Annotated in this window: 16 protein-coding genes; 7 read left to right on the top strand and 9 right to left on the bottom strand. The window is 69.8% G+C overall.

Going from position 1 to position 15686, the window contains the following annotated elements; all coding sequences use genetic code 11:
• The first annotated feature begins 41 nt into the window (after positions 1–41).
• Together KCH87_RS45560 and KCH87_RS45555 are read left to right on the top strand one after the other, a co-directional pair.
• Entirely contained in the window at positions 42–461 is a 420-nt protein-coding gene (locus tag KCH87_RS45560) for a GtrA family protein (protein ID WP_374199106.1), read from the top strand.
• A complete protein-coding gene (locus tag KCH87_RS45555; RefSeq protein ID WP_210593862.1) occupies positions 449–1366 on the top strand; it encodes a YihY/virulence factor BrkB family protein in 918 nt (305 codons plus the stop codon). The genes KCH87_RS45560 and KCH87_RS45555 overlap by 13 nt, the downstream gene beginning before the upstream one ends.
• On the opposite strand, the gene KCH87_RS45550 is transcribed toward KCH87_RS45555, so the two are convergent.
• Positions 1314–2588, bottom strand: a complete 1275-nt coding sequence (locus KCH87_RS45550; protein WP_374199105.1) for a D-alanyl-D-alanine carboxypeptidase family protein — start codon at positions 2586–2588, stop codon at positions 1314–1316. The genes KCH87_RS45555 and KCH87_RS45550 overlap by 53 nt on opposite strands.
• A 91-nt stretch (positions 2589–2679) precedes the next feature.
• Between KCH87_RS45550 and KCH87_RS45545 the strand changes: the two genes are divergently transcribed.
• The 3 genes from KCH87_RS45545 (at position 2680) to KCH87_RS45535 (ending at position 4769) form a co-directional block, all read left to right on the top strand.
• Positions 2680–2922, top strand: coding sequence for an SCO4848 family membrane protein (locus tag KCH87_RS45545; protein ID WP_210578149.1), 243 nt, complete (start codon positions 2680–2682; stop codon positions 2920–2922).
• Between the two features lie 45 nt (positions 2923–2967).
• Positions 2968–4215, top strand: a complete 1248-nt coding sequence (locus KCH87_RS45540) for a metallophosphoesterase (protein WP_210593860.1) — start codon at positions 2968–2970, stop codon at positions 4213–4215.
• 152 nt (positions 4216–4367) lie between these two features.
• Entirely contained in the window at positions 4368–4769 is a 402-nt protein-coding gene (locus KCH87_RS45535; RefSeq protein WP_210593859.1) for an ATP-binding protein, read from the top strand.
• Between the two features lie 27 nt (positions 4770–4796).
• Here KCH87_RS45535 and KCH87_RS45530 read toward each other — a convergent pair whose 3' ends face one another.
• Positions 4797–6251: a HAMP domain-containing sensor histidine kinase gene (locus KCH87_RS45530; protein WP_210593858.1), complete on the bottom strand. Its 1455-nt coding sequence runs from the start codon at positions 6249–6251 to the stop codon at positions 4797–4799.
• Positions 6248–6937, bottom strand: coding sequence for a response regulator transcription factor (locus tag KCH87_RS45525; protein ID WP_210593857.1), 690 nt, complete (start codon positions 6935–6937; stop codon positions 6248–6250). The genes KCH87_RS45530 and KCH87_RS45525 overlap by 4 nt, the downstream gene beginning before the upstream one ends.
• A gap of 169 nt (positions 6938–7106) precedes the next feature.
• Between KCH87_RS45525 and KCH87_RS45520 the strand changes: the two genes are divergently transcribed.
• Positions 7107–9509: an MMPL family transporter gene (locus tag KCH87_RS45520; protein WP_210593893.1), complete on the top strand. Its 2403-nt coding sequence runs from the start codon at positions 7107–7109 to the stop codon at positions 9507–9509.
• Here the strand turns inward: KCH87_RS45520 and KCH87_RS45515 are convergent.
• Positions 9502–10110, bottom strand: a complete 609-nt coding sequence (locus KCH87_RS45515) for a Uma2 family endonuclease (RefSeq protein WP_210593856.1) — start codon at positions 10108–10110, stop codon at positions 9502–9504. The two genes, KCH87_RS45520 and KCH87_RS45515, sit on opposite strands and share 8 nt — an antisense overlap.
• Positions 10111–10200: 90 nt before the next feature.
• A complete protein-coding gene (locus tag KCH87_RS45510; RefSeq protein ID WP_210593855.1) occupies positions 10201–10623 on the bottom strand; it encodes a VOC family protein in 423 nt (140 codons plus the stop codon).
• Between the two features lie 123 nt (positions 10624–10746).
• Here KCH87_RS45510 and KCH87_RS45505 point away from each other — a divergent pair, with 123 nt between their 5' ends.
• Positions 10747–11499 carry a hypothetical protein gene (locus KCH87_RS45505; RefSeq protein ID WP_210593854.1) on the top strand — a complete coding sequence of 251 codons (753 nt, stop codon included), beginning with the start codon at positions 10747–10749 and terminating at the stop codon, positions 11497–11499.
• Here KCH87_RS45505 and KCH87_RS45500 read toward each other — a convergent pair.
• From KCH87_RS45500 to sdhA, 4 genes are all read right to left on the bottom strand, one after another.
• Complete coding sequence (locus KCH87_RS45500) at positions 11491–12600, bottom strand: hypothetical protein (RefSeq protein WP_210593853.1); 1110 nt, start codon at positions 12598–12600, stop codon at positions 11491–11493. The two genes, KCH87_RS45505 and KCH87_RS45500, sit on opposite strands and share 9 nt — an antisense overlap.
• Positions 12601–12610: 10 nt before the next feature.
• A complete protein-coding gene (locus tag KCH87_RS45495; RefSeq protein WP_210593852.1) occupies positions 12611–13006 on the bottom strand; it encodes a hypothetical protein in 396 nt (131 codons plus the stop codon).
• 145 nt (positions 13007–13151) lie between these two features.
• The gene (locus KCH87_RS45490) at positions 13152–13913 is read right to left on the bottom strand and encodes a succinate dehydrogenase iron-sulfur subunit (RefSeq protein ID WP_210593851.1); all 762 of its coding nucleotides are present in this window, start codon (positions 13911–13913) and stop codon (positions 13152–13154) included.
• Complete coding sequence (sdhA, locus tag KCH87_RS45485; protein WP_210593850.1) at positions 13913–15667, bottom strand: succinate dehydrogenase flavoprotein subunit; 1755 nt, start codon at positions 15665–15667, stop codon at positions 13913–13915. Before sdhA ends, KCH87_RS45490 begins: the two co-directional genes overlap by 1 nt.
• Positions 15668–15686: the final 19 nt, after the last annotated feature.

Here is a 15686-nt window from a genome sequence, read left to right as displayed (position 1 = left end):
CCCGACCGACGACCCATCCCGGCACGACCCATCCCGGCACAATCCGCGAAGCGCTCGGCTTCGCCGCCGCAGGCATCCTCGCCTACGCCGTAGACCTCGCCCTGTTCACCTGGCTACGCGGCCCAGCCGCACTGGAACCCCTCACCGCCAAGGCGATCTCCTTCGTGGCGGCCTGCTCGGTGGCGTACGTAGGCAACGCCTACGGCACCTACCGGCACACCGAACACCGCGGCCGCGGCCTGCGCCCGTACGCCGTGTTCTTCGCGGTGAACGCCGCCGGTGCCCTCGTCCAGCTGCTGTGCCTGGCCGTCAGCCACTACGGCCTCGGCTTCACCTCGCAGCGCGCGGACACCGTCTCCGGCGCCGGAATCGGCATGGTGCTCGCCACTGTCCTGCGATTTTGGGGCACTCGGACATTGGTATTCCGCAACGAGGGCAGAGTCGGATCATGGACTGGCTGAAAAAGCTCCCCGTCGTCGGGCCACTGGTGGCCCGATTGATGACCACGCACGCGTGGCGGTCGTACGAGCGCCTCGACCGGGTGAAGTGGACGCGGCTGGCCGCCGCGATGACGTTCATCAGCTTCGTCGCGCTCTTCCCGCTGCTGACCGTGGCCGCCGCCATCGCCGCCGCGACCCTCAGCGAGTCCCAGCAGGACGAGCTGCAGGACAAGATCTCCGAGCAGGTGCCCGGCATCTCCGACCAGCTCAACATCGACGGCCTGGTCGCCAACGCCGGCACCGTCGGCCTCATCGCCGGCGCCGCCCTGCTGTTCACCGGCATCAGCTGGGTCGGCTCCATGCGGGACTGTCTGCGCGCGGTGTGGGAGCTGCCCGACAGCGAGGAGAACCCGGTCCTGAGCAAGGCCAAGGACACCGGCATTCTGTTCGGGCTCGGCGGCGCGCTCCTCGTCACCCTCGCCGTCTCCACCGTCGCCTCCGCGCTGGTCGGCTGGATCACCGACCAGCTCGGCATCGACAGCGGCGGCTGGGGCGGAGTCCTGCTGCGCGCCGCCGCGTTCGTCGTCGCCGTACTCGCCGACTTCCTGGTGCTCCTGTACGTCCTCACCCTGCTGCCCGGCGTCGAACCGCAGCGCCGCCGGCTGATGGTGGCGGCGCTGATCGGCGCGATCGGGTTCGAGCTGCTGAAGCTGCTGCTGAGCGGCTATATGCAGGGCGTGGCCGCGAAGAGCATGTACGGCGCGTTCGGCGTCCCCGTCGCCCTGCTGCTGTGGATCAACTTCACCTCGAAGCTGGTCCTGTTCTGTGCCGCGTGGACGGCGACGGGGAGCAAGGAGACCGAGATCACCGAGGTCACGGACGAGTCCGACGACGTACCAGGTCAGGCAGCGGCCACCGGCGGTTGACGAGGAACGCGCCCGCCGCGAGCAGCACCAGCACCCCGCCGGTGATCCCGAACGCGACTCCGGCCCCGCCGGAACCGCTCCCGGCCGCCGCCCCCGCCATCGGCTTCGCGGACGCGTCCCCGGCGCCTCCGGCCTCACCGCCGTCGTTCGCCCCCGGCTGGGCGCTGGACTGCGCGGCGCTCCTCGGCGCCACCAGCTCGCCCACCGGCTTCACCTTGCCGGCTGCCTTGAAGCCCCAGTCGAAGAGCGCCGCGGTCTCCTTGTAGACCTGGTTGTGCGCGCTCTTCGCCGGGTTCATGACCGTGACCAGCAGCACCTTGCCGTTCCGCTCGGCGACGCCGGTGAAGGTGGCGCCGGCGTTGGTGGTGTTGCCGTTCTTGACGCCCGCGATGCCCTGGTACTGGGAGATGTCGCTGTCGCCGGTCAGCAGCCGGTTGGTGTTCTGGATCTCGAAGTTCTCGCGGACCGTTTTGCCCTTTTTGTTCTTCTTTGTCTGGCCCGGAAACTTCGCGCTCACCGTCGAGCAGTACTCGCGGAAGTCCTTCTTCTGGAGCCCGGAGCGGGCGATCAGCGTCAGGTCGTACGCGGACGAGACCTGTCCCGGGGCGTCGTAGCCGTCGGGGCTGACCACGTTCGTGTCGAGGGCCTGGAGCTCCTCGGCGTGCGCGTTCATCTGCTTGACGGTGTTGGCGACGCCCTTGTTCATCGCGGAGAGCACATGCACGGCGTCGTTGCCGGAGCGCAGGAAGACGCCGAGCCACAGATCGTGGACCGTGTACGTCTCGCCCTCCTTGATCCCGACCAGGCTGGATCCGGTGCCGATGCCGGCCAGGTCGCTGGGCACCACCTGGCGCTTCATGGTCTTCGGGAACTTCGGCAGCACCGTGTCCGCGAACAGCATCTTCATCGTGCTCGCCGGGGGCAGCCGCCAGTGCGCGTTGTGCGAGGCCAGCACATCGCCCGACTCGGCGTCGGTGACGATCCACGACCGTGCGGACAGCCCCTTGGGGAGCACCGGCACCCCGCTCGCGAGAGCGACCTGCGTCCCGGCCTTCCCGAGCCGGGCGCCGCCCACGCTCGACATCTTCGCCGGGGGAGTGGCCGAGGGCGACGGTGTCGGCTTGGGCGCTGCGAGAACCGGCGCGGCGGTCAGCGAGAGGGACAACAGCGTGGCGGAAGTGACCAGCAGGGATCGCCTGGTGGTCTTCATGGGTGCGGGCACGATCGAGAACGTACCTGCCGCGGGCCGGGAAGTCCCGCCGCCCGCCCCACCCCGGCGGCGGATCCGGACAGGCGGCGGCGATACTGAACGCATGAAGCTCAGCCGCCCCGTCTCCTGGTTCCTGCTCGCTTTCGGGGTGTGGAGCTGGATCATCTGGATCACTTTCGTCAAGAACCTCGTCAAGGACGGCAGCGGGCTCGCGTTCGACGACGCGGGTGACCCGACCGCGTACTTCTGGGTGCACCTGCTGCTCGCCGTCGTTTCCTTCGTATTGGGGACGGTCGTCGGCGGCATCGGGTTGCGCGGAATTCGCGCGCTGCGCCGAACGTCATAACCGACAAGCCGTACGGCAACACGCACAACCGAGGGATACGACACTGTGGTCATCGTCTTCGCGCTCGTGGCGCTGCTCGTGCTGGGCGTGTTGGTGGCGAGCAACTGGTTCGTCTGGCGCCGCCTGTTCCGCGACACGACCCGGGGCCCGGGCCTGGTGCGCCGTACAGGCGCGGTGGTGATCGCCGGCGGCTGGGCCATGGCGGTCGGGGCCCTGGTCGCCGAGCGCTCCGGCGCGCCCTTCTGGCTCCAGCAGGTGCTGGCCTGGCCGGGCTTCCTGTGGCTGGCCCTGTCGATCTACCTGTTCCTTGCGGTCCTGGCGGGAGAGGTCGTACGGCCGCTGCTGCGACGCCGGCTGGAACGGCGGGCGGGCACGGTTGCCGCCGTACCGCTGGAGGAGCCTGTGTCCGTGGGAGCGGCGGCCAACCCGCCCGCACCCGAGGTCACGTCCCCGGAGAACCCGCCCGTCCCTTCCCGCCGCCTCTTCGTCTCCCGGGTCATCGGCGGCGCCGCGGCCGCGGCGGCCGTCGGGACGGTCGGTGTGGGCACGTACGGCGTTCTGAACGGCCCGAGTGTGAAGCGGGTCACCGTCCCGCTGGCCAGGCTCCCGCGCGCGGCTCATGGTTTCCGGATCGCCGTCGTCAGCGACATCCACCTGGGCCCGGTCCTGGGCCGGGGCTTCGCGCAGCGGGTCGTCGACACGATCAACGCCACCCAGCCCGACCTGATCGCGGTGGTCGGCGACCTGGTGGACGGCAGCGTCAAGGACCTGGGCCCGGCCGCGGCGCCCCTGGCACAGCTGACGGCACGGCACGGCGCCTACTTCGTCACCGGCAACCACGAGTACTTCTCCGGCGCCGAACAGTGGGTCGAGGAGGTACGCCGGCTCGGCCTGCGCCCGCTGGAGAACGCCCGTACGGAACTGCCCCACTTCGACCTCGCGGGCGTCAACGACGTCGCGGGCGAGAGCGAGGGCCAGGGCCCAGACTTCGGGAAGGCCCTCGGCGACCGGGACAGGGCACGCGCGTGCGTGCTCCTCGCGCACCAGCCCGTCCAGATCCACGACGCCGTCGATCACGGCGTCGACCTCCAGCTCTCCGGCCACACCCACGGCGGCCAGCTCTGGCCCGGCAACTACCTTGCCGAGCTGGCCAACCCCACCGTCGCGGGCCTGGAACGCTACGGCGACACCCAGCTCTACGTCACCCGCGGCGCGGGCGCCTGGGGACCGCCGACACGGGTGGGGGCCCCGTCGGACATCACGGTCGTGGAGCTGGCGTCCCGCCAGGCGTGACCGGCTTCGCCCCGGCACCTGGCATATTCCGGCTCTGGCGTCTCCTGCGGATCTGACGCGATCTCGCGGTTTTGACTTGCGCCCGGGTCACACCGGGTAGCTTCCCCACGCAGCACCATGTGACGGAGGTGTGCGCGGGATGAGGAGCAGACGTGCTGAGACGCAACTCCTTCCGGCTGCCCCGGCATCCGGCTTCCGTCGGTCTCGCCAGGCGCCGGGTGCGAGACCATCTGGCCGACTGGGGCCACGGCCCCGACGACCCCGCGCTGTCCGACGCGGTCCTCCTGGTGTCCGAGCTGGCCACCAACGTCGTACGCCACGGTCCTTTGCTGGAGCGCGAGTTCGAGGTGGCGGTGACCGCTCTCGCCGACGGCTCCTGTCTCATAGAGGTGTCGGACGAGGGCCAGGTGGAGCCCCGGCTGCGGGTGGTGGGCGAGGGGGAGGAGACCGGCCGCGGACTCCAACTCGTGGAGAACATCGCGGCGGCGTGGGGCGTGTGGAGCCGCGGCAGGCACGGCAAGACCGTATGGGCGCTGGTGCCGGCCGCTTCCTAGGTCCCACGGAGGGAGGGGCGTTCGGCGCTACGACGGTATGGGCGCCCGCACCGGCAACGTGACCGTCACCGCCAGCCCCTCACCCGGCGCCGTCCGCACCGCCACCTCGCCCCCGTGCGCCCGTACGACCCCCTGGACGATCGCCATGCCCAGCCCGCTGCCCGCGCCGCCCCCGGCCCGGAAGAACCGGTCGAAGATCCGGGCCGCGTCCTCCTCGGCGAGCCCCGGGCCCTTGTCCTCGACGCAGAGCCGCACGACGCCGTTGCGGCGCCCCACACCGAGCCGCACCGGCACATCGGCCGCCGTGTGCGTGCGTACGTTGCCCACCAGGTTGCCCAGGACCTGCCGGAGCCCCGACTCGTCGGCGTGCACCAGCAGGGAGCCGCTTGCGTCGACCGCGAGAGGCCGGTCGGGCTGCTGGACCCGCAGGTCCTCGGCCGCATCGCGCACCAGGCGGCTCAAGTCGACGTTCCGGAGCTGAAGTTCGGGCTGCTGGTCGAGGCGGGCGAGGGTGAGCAGCTCGTCGACGAGCCGCCCCATCCGGTCGGCCTCCGTCATCACCCGCTCCCCGGCGCGCTTCTGCTCCGCCGGGTCCAGCATCCCCTTGTCGAACAGCTGGAGGTAGCCGCGTATCGCGGACAGCGGGGTGCGCAGCTCGTGCGAGGCGTCGGCGACGAAGCGGCGCAGCTGGGCCGCGCTGCGCTCGCGGGTGAGATACGCCGACTCAACCTGGTGGAGCATGGAGTTGAGGGCCAGCCGCAGCTGCTCCACCTCCATCGTGGCCTCCCGGCTGGACGGCACACGCCGGGTCAGGTCCCCCTCGGCGATCGCCGATGACGTCTCCACCATGTCCTCCAGCGGCCGCATCCGGCGGCTCACGCTCAACATGGTCAGACAGGCGAGCAGCGCCAACAGCACTGTGCCGAAGGCGAAGTCCAGCTTGAGCGCCTTGGCCATGCCCTCGTGCAGCGCCTCGGTGGAGGTGGCGATCACTATGGTCGTGCCGTCGGACAGCTTCGCCCCGACCATCCGGTACGGCTCGCCCTCGACGCGCACGTCCCGCGGCTCCGTCTCGGCGGCGAGCGCGGCCGGGTTCCCCGCGGCCTCGGCGACCGCGCGCTGCCGGGCCGTCGGTGCGAGCGCGCCGAGGGCCACCGGACGCCCCGTGCCGTCGACGGCGACGAACACCGAGTCCGCGGTGTTGGGCAGGGCGTCGGTGTTGTTGCCCGCGAACTTGTCCAGGGCGACGCTCATTTCGCCCAGCGACTCGATCTGCTCCATGTTGAATCCGGCGTTCTGGAGCGAGGCACGCTCGCTCACCAGCTCGGAGTCCACCTTGTCGAGCAGATAGTGCCGCGCGGCCATCAGACTCACCGCCGTCGCCATGACGATGCCGAGCGCGAGCAGCGCCACGTTCGCCAGCGTCAGCTTGACGCGCAGCGAGTGGATGCCGCGCTTGCCGCGAAACGGACCGAACGTCATGCCAGTCCGTACCCGACGCCGCGCCGCGTGGTGATCACCGGTGCGCCCAGGGCGTCCAGCTTGCGCCGCAGATAGCTGATGTAGGTCTCCACGACGGTCGATTCGGGTGGCGTGTGCTCGTACTGCCAGACGTGGCGCAGGAGTTGCTCCTTGGGGACGATCCGGCCGCCGTTGCGCACCAGGAAGCGCAGCAGTGCGTACTCGGTGGGGGTGAGCTCGACCGTCCGGCCCGCGCGGTGCACGCAGTACGTCGTCTCGTCCAGCTCCAGATCGCCGTACCGCAGCGGCGGGCGCTGGGGGAGTACGTCGGCGGACCGCGTCCGCCGCAGGACCGCCGTGATCCGCGCGACGACCTCGTCGATGTTGAACGGCTTGGTGATGTAGTCGTCGCCGAAGCCGAGGGCGCCGACGATCTCGGCGGGCGAGTCGCGCGCGGTCAGGAACACCAGCGCCAGGTCGGGCCTTCTCTCGCGCAGTTCCCGGCCCAGCGCCCGGCCGTCGCCGTCGGGCAGCATGACGTCGAGCAGGGCGGCGTCCGGACGCGTGCGCTCGGCGAGCGTGAGCGCCTCGCGGACGCTGCCCGCGATCATCACCTCGAACCGGTGGTAGCGCAGCGCTATGGCGAGGACGTCGGCGATGCTCTCCTCGTCCTCCACGACCAGCACGGTGCCCGGTGCCTTCGACATGCCCCCAGTATCGGCGCGGGCACTGACAACGGGGCCGGTTCCGGTCTTTGGAGTTCCTTGAGAGTCATGGGCGGGTCATGTCCACGCGCGCGTGCCGCCGCCAATCCTGTTGCCCAGGACCTGGGGGACCGACCGAACCGAGCGACGAAGGAGCTTGAGCGTGGCGGCATTGGCACGCTGGTGCTATCGGCACCGGCTGGTGGTCCTGTTGCTGTGGGTGGGGGCACTGTTCGGCGTGGGCTTCGCGGGATCGACCGCGGGTACCAACTACGCGAACGTCTTCTCCCTGCCGAACACGGACTCCAAGAGTGCGTACGACCTGATGGAGAAGGCCTTCCCGGAGAGTTCCGGTGACACCGACACGATCGTGTGGAAGGTCGACGAGGGTTCGGTGCGGGACGAGTCCGTACAGTCCCGGATCGAGCCCGCGCTGAACGAGATCGCGGGCATGGGCGGAGTCGGCGAGGTCACCAGCCCGTACGCGGGTGCGGGCGGAGCGGCGCAGATCAGTGAGAACGGGCGGATCGCGTACGCCCAGGTCACCTTCACCGAGCAGGCGAACGCCGTACCCAAGGAGCTGGTGGAGGACGTCGTCGAAACGGCGCAGGACGCCGAACGCGACGGTCTGCAAGTGGAGTTGGGCGGTCAGGCGATCACCCGTGTCCAGGAGGCGGCGCAGGGCACGTCCGAGCTGGTAGGCGTCCTGGCGGCCGCGATTGTCCTCTTCCTCGCCTTCGGCGCGTTCTTCGCGATGCTGCTGCCGATCGTCGTGGCGGTCGTCGCCCTGGGCATCGGCATCATGGGGACAGGGCTGCTCAGCCATGTCACGAACGTCCCCGACGTCGCCCCGCTGCTCGGCTCGTTGATCGGCCTGGGCGTGGGCATCGACTACGCGTTGTTCATCGTCACCCGGCACCGGCGCGGCATCCTGCGCGGCATGAAGCCGGAGGAGGCGGCGGTGAAGGCCCTCAACACTTCTGGACGGGCCGTGTTGTTCGCGGGTGGCACCGTGGTCATCGCCCTCGCCGGCATGCTGGTGATGAACCTGCGCTTCCTCGACGGCGTGGTCATCGCGACGTCCCTGACCGTCGTGCTGGGCGTGCTGGCCGCGGTCACCATGCTGCCGGCCCTCCTCGGACTGCTCGGCATGCGGGTCCTCAGCCGTCGGCAGCGGCGCCGGCTCGCCGCGGCGGGACCGGAGCCGGAGCACGCGAGCGGGCCCGCGGCGCGCTGGTCGGCGTACGTCGAACGACGTCCCCGTTCCATCGCCGCTGTGGCCCTCCTCGTCATGGTGGGCCTGTCGATCCCCGTCCTGTCGATCCGGCTCGGCACCTCCGACCAGGGCAACCACCAGGAGTCGACGACGACCCGGCAGGCGTACGACCTGCTCGCCGAGGGTTTCGGGCCCGGCTTCAACGGGCCGCTCCAGGTCGTCGTGGACGGCGAAGCCACGCCGGGGCTCGTCTCGCGCATCGAGTCGACCGAGGGCGTGGCCGAGGTCGCCGCGCTGCCGCCCGCGAACGGCATCTCGGTGATCCAGGTGGTCCCGACGACGTCACCACAGGATGCGGAGACCGACCGGCTGATCGACCGCTTGCGCGACGACGTCATCCCCGCGGCCGACGTCGAGGCGCACGTGGGCGGGGTGACGGCGGTGTCCAAGGACTTCGCGTCGGTGACCGCCGACCGCCTCCCGTACTTCGTCGCGGCGATCATCGCGCTGGGCTTCCTGCTCCTGATGGTGGCCTTCCGCTCCCTGGTGGTGCCCCTGACGGCCGCGGTGATGAACCTCGTCGCGGCCGCCGCGTCCTTCGGCGTACTCGTGGCGATCTTCCAGTGGGGCTGGGGCACCGAACTCCTCGGCGTCGGCAAGGAAGGCCCGATCGCCGCCTTCCTCCCGGTGATCATGCTGTCCCTGCTCTTCGGCCTCTCGATGGACTACCAGGTGTTCCTGGTGAGCCGCATGCACGAGGAGTGGGTGCACACCAAGGACAACGCGCGCGCGGTCCGGGTCGGCCTGGCGGAGACGAGCCGGGTGATCAACTGCGCCGCGCTGATCATGATGTGCGTCTTCAGCGCCTTCATCCTCAGCGGTGAGCTGGAGGCCGCGATGGCGGGCATCGGCCTCGCGGGAGCGGTCGCCCTCGACGCGTTCATCCTGCGTACGGCACTCGTACCGGCCGCGATGCACCTGCTGGGCAACTCCAACTGGTGGCTGCCTGCCGGGCTGGAGAAGCGGCTGCCGCACCTCGCGGTCGAGCCGCGTGAAGAGGAGACGGAGCCTGCCATGGAGGGTGGCGCCTCAGTCGTCCACGGCTTCATCCGCACGGCCGACGGCGAGCCCGTCGCGGGCGCGGCCGTGACCCTGCTGTCGAAGGGAGGCCGTCAGCTGGACCGCGTCACATCCCTGGCCGACGGCTCCTACATCCTGTCGGTCCCGGCGCCGGGTGCGTACCTGCTGGCGACGACGGCCGCTTCGTACGGGTCGCGGGCCCGGCATGTGGTCGTGGAGGACGGGCCGTTGGTGTACGACGTGGAGTTGGCCGAGGGGGAGGTGGACGCGGTCAATTAGCCCTTGGGAGACCGGCCTTCAAGACCTCGTTGACGTCCAGGGTGACGTCGGCGCCGATGGAGCCGGGCAGCGTGACGATCTCGCCGGGGGAGTGCGGGCGATGGTTCTCGTACTCGTCCCCGGCGGGGTCGGTCAGGACGTGGAGGCGCTGGTGCTTGCGGTCGACGATGGCGTAGACCGGAATCTTGGCACTGGCGTACGCCTTCACCTTGTCGCGCAAGTCGGTCCGGTAGTTGCTGGAGGTGACTTCCAGGACCAGGCGGAAGCAGACGGGGTCGTAGCAGTTGTTCTCGACATGGTGGTCGTGGAAGTCGGCGTCGACCAAGGAGAGATCAGGGATCGCGTAGTCCTCGGATCCGGTGGGTAGCCAGAGGCCGACGCCCTGCACGACGCGACTCTCGCCGTCGTCCAGTCCCGCCACGATGAATGGACGCATGAGCCGGGTCAGGGCCACGGCGTGCGGGCCGTCCGGTGGCGGGGTCACGAGGATCTGGCCTCCGATGATCTCGACGCGGTAGCCCGGATTGCGGTCCATGAGCCGGTTCGCCTCCGTGATCAGAGGACGGTGCTCATGGGGCCGCTCGACGGATGCTGCGGACATCACGTGCCTCCTGTGGGCTGGTGTCGAGAGCATCATCGTAGGCAGGTCGGCTCCCCCGTGTCCCGTTCGATCCCGTTCACCCGAAAGTGATCACCCGGCCCGCCCCGCCACTCGCCCCAGCTCAGGCCGCTTCGAGTAGTCGGTGAACCCGATGACGTTCCCCCACGGGTCGGCGATCTCGACCGTCCAGCCGGTGGCCACGGAGAGGGGCTCGTCGAGCGGCGGGATCCCCACGGCGGCCAGCTGCCGGACTGCCCCCCGGGCGTCCGGCACCTCCAGCCACACCCGGGTGGGGGGCCATGTCGGCGGACGGTGCCCGAACTCCTCCTCGACCCGCAACAGAATCCCCGGCGTCTCACCCCCGACCCTCAGCAGCGCGATCCCACCCTCGTCGAACCGGAACGCCACCGCGAACCCGGCCCGCTCGTAGAAGTCGACGGCCTCTCCGAGGTCCCCGACGGGAAACAGCACGTTGTCGAACCCGAGCAGTTCGTATGACTCTTCATCTGCCATGCGATCAGATTAGGTACGGCGGGCCGCGTCCGGCGGTGGCTGACCGCAGCGCGCGCGGGAAACCGCCTGACTGGCCGCTTGAGGCCCTTCGGTACCCTTCCCCCGGATTGCGGAGGGGGGACCATGAGCCGAGTGCGGATCGCGTTCGGGCTGCTGATCGTGATCGCCGGGACCGTGTGGCTGCTCGGCGACTCGGACGCCGTCCGCTCCGGCGGGCGTTGGGCGCTCACCGCTCTGCCGTACGCGCTCCTCGGCCTCGGACTGCTGCTCCTGCTCCGCGCGGCGGTGCCGCGGGGGCTGTTGGCCGCGCCCCTCGCTCTCATCATGGGCGGTGCTCTGTGGGCCGTGCACGACGCCGGCTACCTCGACGGCGGCACGTCCGCGAAGGCCTGGCCGGCGCTCGCGATCCTGCTGGGGGCGGCGATCGCCCTGGGCGGGGTCCCCGCCGAGCCCGACGGCGCGAACGACGGCCCCCTGCGGCGCTACCGCAGTGTGGTGGTGCCGGTCCATCCGGAGCTGACCGAACCGTCGGCACCGCTACAGCGGATCTCCGTCGCGTCGTACCTGGGCGAGGTCCGCCTGAGACTCGCCGATGTGCACTTCCAGCCCGATGCCACGATCGAGGGCGCCCCGACCGCCGAAGTGCTCGAACTCGATGTCACCCTTCTGTTCGGCAGCGTGACCATCGAAGTGGACCATCGGTGCGCCGTGGTGAAGGGCAACGTGGCCAACGCGCCGGCGGTGCACTTCGCCGACCAGGTCCGGGTCTACGCCACTACGGACATCTACGTCGACGAGGCCCGGGCCGAACTGCCGCGCCGGATCCAGCTGAACGTGATCGGCGTCGGCGGCACGGTGACCATCCGGTCACGCTGACCCGGCGCCGTCGCCCGCGGGCGGGATCAGGGGCTGGCCTGTCGGGGGCGTGGGTTCTCGCGGGTGGGAGAACTTCTTGTCGCCGAGGCCGTCGTCCTTGTGCAGGGTGTGGGTCTCCGCGTCGTGCAGGTAGCTCGTCAGACGCTGGTTCAGGTCGAACTCCTCGGCGGCCGTCTCCGGCAGCGGGTAGCGCATGGCCGCGGTGAGATCGAAGCGGTGCAGGTCGAAGACGGTGCTGAACACGGTGCCGGTGTAGCGGGCGGTGACCACGGCGCCGCGGTAGGCCAGGACCGACAGAGCTGCCGCTGCGAAGGGCGTCACGGACCACCAGTCCAGCCGACCGAGCAACGGCAGGGTGAGAGCCGACAGCAGACCGAAGGAGACGCTCAACGAGGCGGTCGCGGCGAGCAGTTCGAGTTGCCGGGCCATGGCCTCGGCCAGCCGCTCGGAGATGTACGGGTAGATGCGCGGGTAGACGGTCATCGCGTCCAGGCCGTAACGCCCGCCCGCCATCTCCTCGCCGCGGCGCAGGACGTTGCCCAGGCGGGTGGGCATCAGATGGGTGAGGGCCGGCTTCCGGGGCCGCCGGGGCAGGCCCCGGTCGTCCGGATAGGTCTGGTACAGCTGCCGGTCCCGCGCCACTGCCCGCGCCTGGCGCCCCATCCTGCGTTCCTGGGCGGCCAGATCCGCGAGGGACGACGGTCCACGCCCGAACTTCAGCTCCTCCCGTTTGTTGAGCGTCAGCCGTGCGAACGCGTTGTCCCTGCGCCGCCGGTGCAGCTCGACCGCCGCCGTGCGCAGCGGCGCAAGGGGCGAGGGGGCCGCCCAGTACCCCTCCAACTGCTGGACGAGGACACGCTCGAAGGGGCGCAGCAGGATGCCGCCGACCAGCGCGGCGAGGGCGAACACGACCGCGGGGCCGAGCTCGGACTTTCCCGGGAGCACCGCTCCCAGGTCCACCGGGCGTCCGAAGTCGTAGGCGTGTGCCCGGACCAGCGCCACCGTCACGGCGGTCACGAGCGCTCCGGGGAGCACGTTCAGCAGCCCGAAGCGGGCACCTCCCATGGCCTTCGTGCCGGCCTTGGCCAAGTCACCGAACATCCCGGTCCCCCTACGGGCACGCGATCAGGGTCATCGGCCCGTGCGAGGCGTACCGCGCGCAGCGGGGAGTCCCGGCTGTCGCGAGGCGCTGGGGCGGGTCGTCGTCGCACGCCAGGCAGAAGTAGATGAACATCCCGGCCGACTTGGCCGGGAAGCGAATCGCGTCCTTGACGACCACGGCCGCCACGGTCGGGTGCCTTGCCTTGCAGAAGTCCGTGGCCCGGGTCGTGAGGAGGAATGTCTTCTCCGTACAGCCCACCACCTGGCACACATGGCGGTACTCGTTGCTCCCGCTCTTGCCGTACGGTCCCAGATAGGGGTCACTCAGCAGCAGCGCGCGCCGCAGGCTCAACAGCTTGACCCACAGCCCCAGTCGACCGGCGCGCGCGATCCGTCTGTCCGGCACCCCGCCTCCCCCCAGCCCAAGCGTCACCCGAGTATGCCGTGCCGTCCCGGTTCGGGCCAGGAGTTCCGGGGCGGGACGTCCGGCTCGGACGGCGAAGGGCCCGCTCCCCCGGGAGCGGGCCCTTCGAGGACGTTCGGAGACGACCTCAGAAGCGGCGCGTGATCAGCGCCTTCTTCACCTCGGCGATCGCCTTCGTCACCTCAATACCGCGCGGACAAGCATCCGTGCAGTTGAATGTCGTACGGCAACGCCACACGCCATCCTTGTCGTTGAGGATCTCCAGGCGCTGCTCGCCGGCCTCGTCACGCGAGTCGAAGATGAAGCGGTGGGCGTTGACGATGGCGGCGGGGCCGAAGTACTGGCCGTCGTTCCAGAAGACCGGGCACGAGGACGTGCAGGCCGCGCAGAGGATGCACTTCGTCGTGTCGTCGAAGCGTTCGCGGTCCTCGGCGGTCTGGAAGCGCTCACGCGTGGGCTCGTTCGTGTCCTTGGTGATCAGGAACGGCATCACGTCGCGGTACGCCTGGAAGAACGGCTCCATGTCGACGACCAGGTCCTTCAGGACCGTAAGCCCCTTGATGGGCTCTACCGTGATCGGCTTCTCAGGGTTGATGTCCTTGATCAGCGTCTTGCAGGCCAGGCGGTTCTTGCCGTTGATGCGCATGGCGTCCGAGCCGCAGATGCCGTGGGCGCAGGAGCGGCGGAAGGTCAGGGTGCCGTCGACGTCCCACTTGATCTTGTGGAGGCCGTCGAGGACGCGTTCCTTCGGGTCGATCTCCAGCTGGAAGTCTTCCCAGGTCGCCTCGGCCGAGACCTCCGGGTTGAAGCGGCGGACTCGGAACGTGACCGTGATGTAGGGGGACGCCGCGGTCTCCGCCTCCACCTTGTCCAGAACAGGGGTTGCCATCAGTACTTACGCTCCATCGGCTGGTAGCGGGTCTGGACGACCGGCTTGTAGTCGAGACGAATGGACTCGGTGCCGTCGTCGCCCACCTCGCGGTACGCCATGGTGTGGCGCATGAAGTTGACGTCGTCGCGGTTCGGGTAGTCCTCGCGGTAGTGACCGCCGCGGGACTCCTTGCGGGCGAGGGCGGACACGGCCATGACCTCGGCGAGGTCCAGGAGGTTGCCGAGCTCGATCGCTTCCAGCAGGTCCGTGTTGAACCGCTTGCCCTTGTCCTGGATCGAGACGTTCCTGAAGCGCTCGCGGAGTTCCGCGATCTTCTCCACCGCCGTCTTGATCGTCTGCTCGGTGCGGAACACCATGACGTTCGCGTCCATGGTCTCCTGGAGCTCGCGACGCAGGGTCGACACGCGCTCGGTGCCGGTGGAGGCGCGCAGGTGCTCGACCTGGTCGATCACCTGCTGAGCCGGGCTTTCCGGCAGCTCCACGAACTCCGCCTTCTGGCTGTACTCCGCCGCCGCGATGCCCGCCCGACGCCCGAACACGTTGATGTCCAGGAGCGAGTTGGTGCCCAGACGGTTCGCGCCGTGCACCGAGACGCAGGCGACCTCGCCGGCCGCGTACAGGCCCGGGACCACCGTCGTGTTGTCGATCAGGACCTCACCCTCGACGTTCGTCGGGATGCCGCCCATGGCGTAGTGCGCGGTGGGCTGGATCGGGATCGGGTCCGTGTACGGCTCGATGCCCAGGTAGGTGCGCGCGAACTCGGTGATGTCCGGGAGCTTGGCGTCCAGCTGCTCCGGCGGGAGGTGGGTGAGGTCCAGGTAGACGTGGTCGCCCTCGGGGCCGCAGCCGCGGCCCTCGCGGATCTCCGTGTAGATGGAGCGCGATACGACGTCACGCGAGGCGAGGTCCTTCATCACCGGCGCGTACTTCTCCATGAAGCGCTCGCCGTCCTTGTTGCGGAGGATGCCGCCCTCACCACGGGCGCCCTCCGTCAGCAGGATGCCCATACGCCAGATGCCGGTCGGGTGGAACTGGAAGAACTCCATGTCCTCCAGCGGCAGACCGCGACGGTAGACCGCCGCCTGGCCGTCACCCGTCAGCGTGTGCGCGTTCGACGTCACCTTGAAGAACTTGCCGCAGCCGCCGGAGGCGTAGATGACCGCCTTCGCCTGGAAGACGTGGATCTCGCCGGTCGCCAGTTCGTACGCGACGACACCCGCCGACCGCTTGACGCCGTCGACCTCGGTGATCAGCTGGTCGAGGACGTAGAACTCGTTGTAGAACTCCACGCCCTCCTTCACGCAGTTCTGGTACAGCGTCTGGAGGATCATGTGGCCGGTGCGGTCCGCGGCGTAGCAGGACCGGCGGACCGGGGCCTCGCCGTGGTTGCGCGAGTGACCACCGAAGCGGCGCTGGTCGATCGTGCCGTTCGGGGTGCGGTTGAACGGCAGGCCCATCTTCTCCAGGTCGAGGACCGAGTCGATGGCCTCCTTCGCCAGGATCTCGGCGGCGTCCTGGTCGACCAGGTAGTCACCGCCCTTGACCGTGTCGAAGGTGTGCCACTCCCAGTTGTCCTCCTCCACGTTGGCCAGCGCGGCGGCCATGCCGCCCTGCGCGGCGCCCGTGTGGGAGCGAGTGGGGTAGAGCTTGGTGAGCACGGCGGTGCGGCTGCGCTTCGTCGACTCGATGGCTGCGCGCATGCCGGCGCCACCCGCGCCGACGATGACTGTGTCGTACTTGTGGATCTTCATCAGGAATTCCTCAGCCCCG

The organism is Streptomyces sp. GESEQ-35, from assembly GCF_017948485.1.
Lineage (GTDB): Bacteria > Actinomycetota > Actinomycetes > Streptomycetales > Streptomycetaceae > Streptomyces.
The sequence above is the reverse complement of the archived record's forward strand: the minus strand, read 5'-3'. Positions and strand labels throughout refer to the sequence as shown.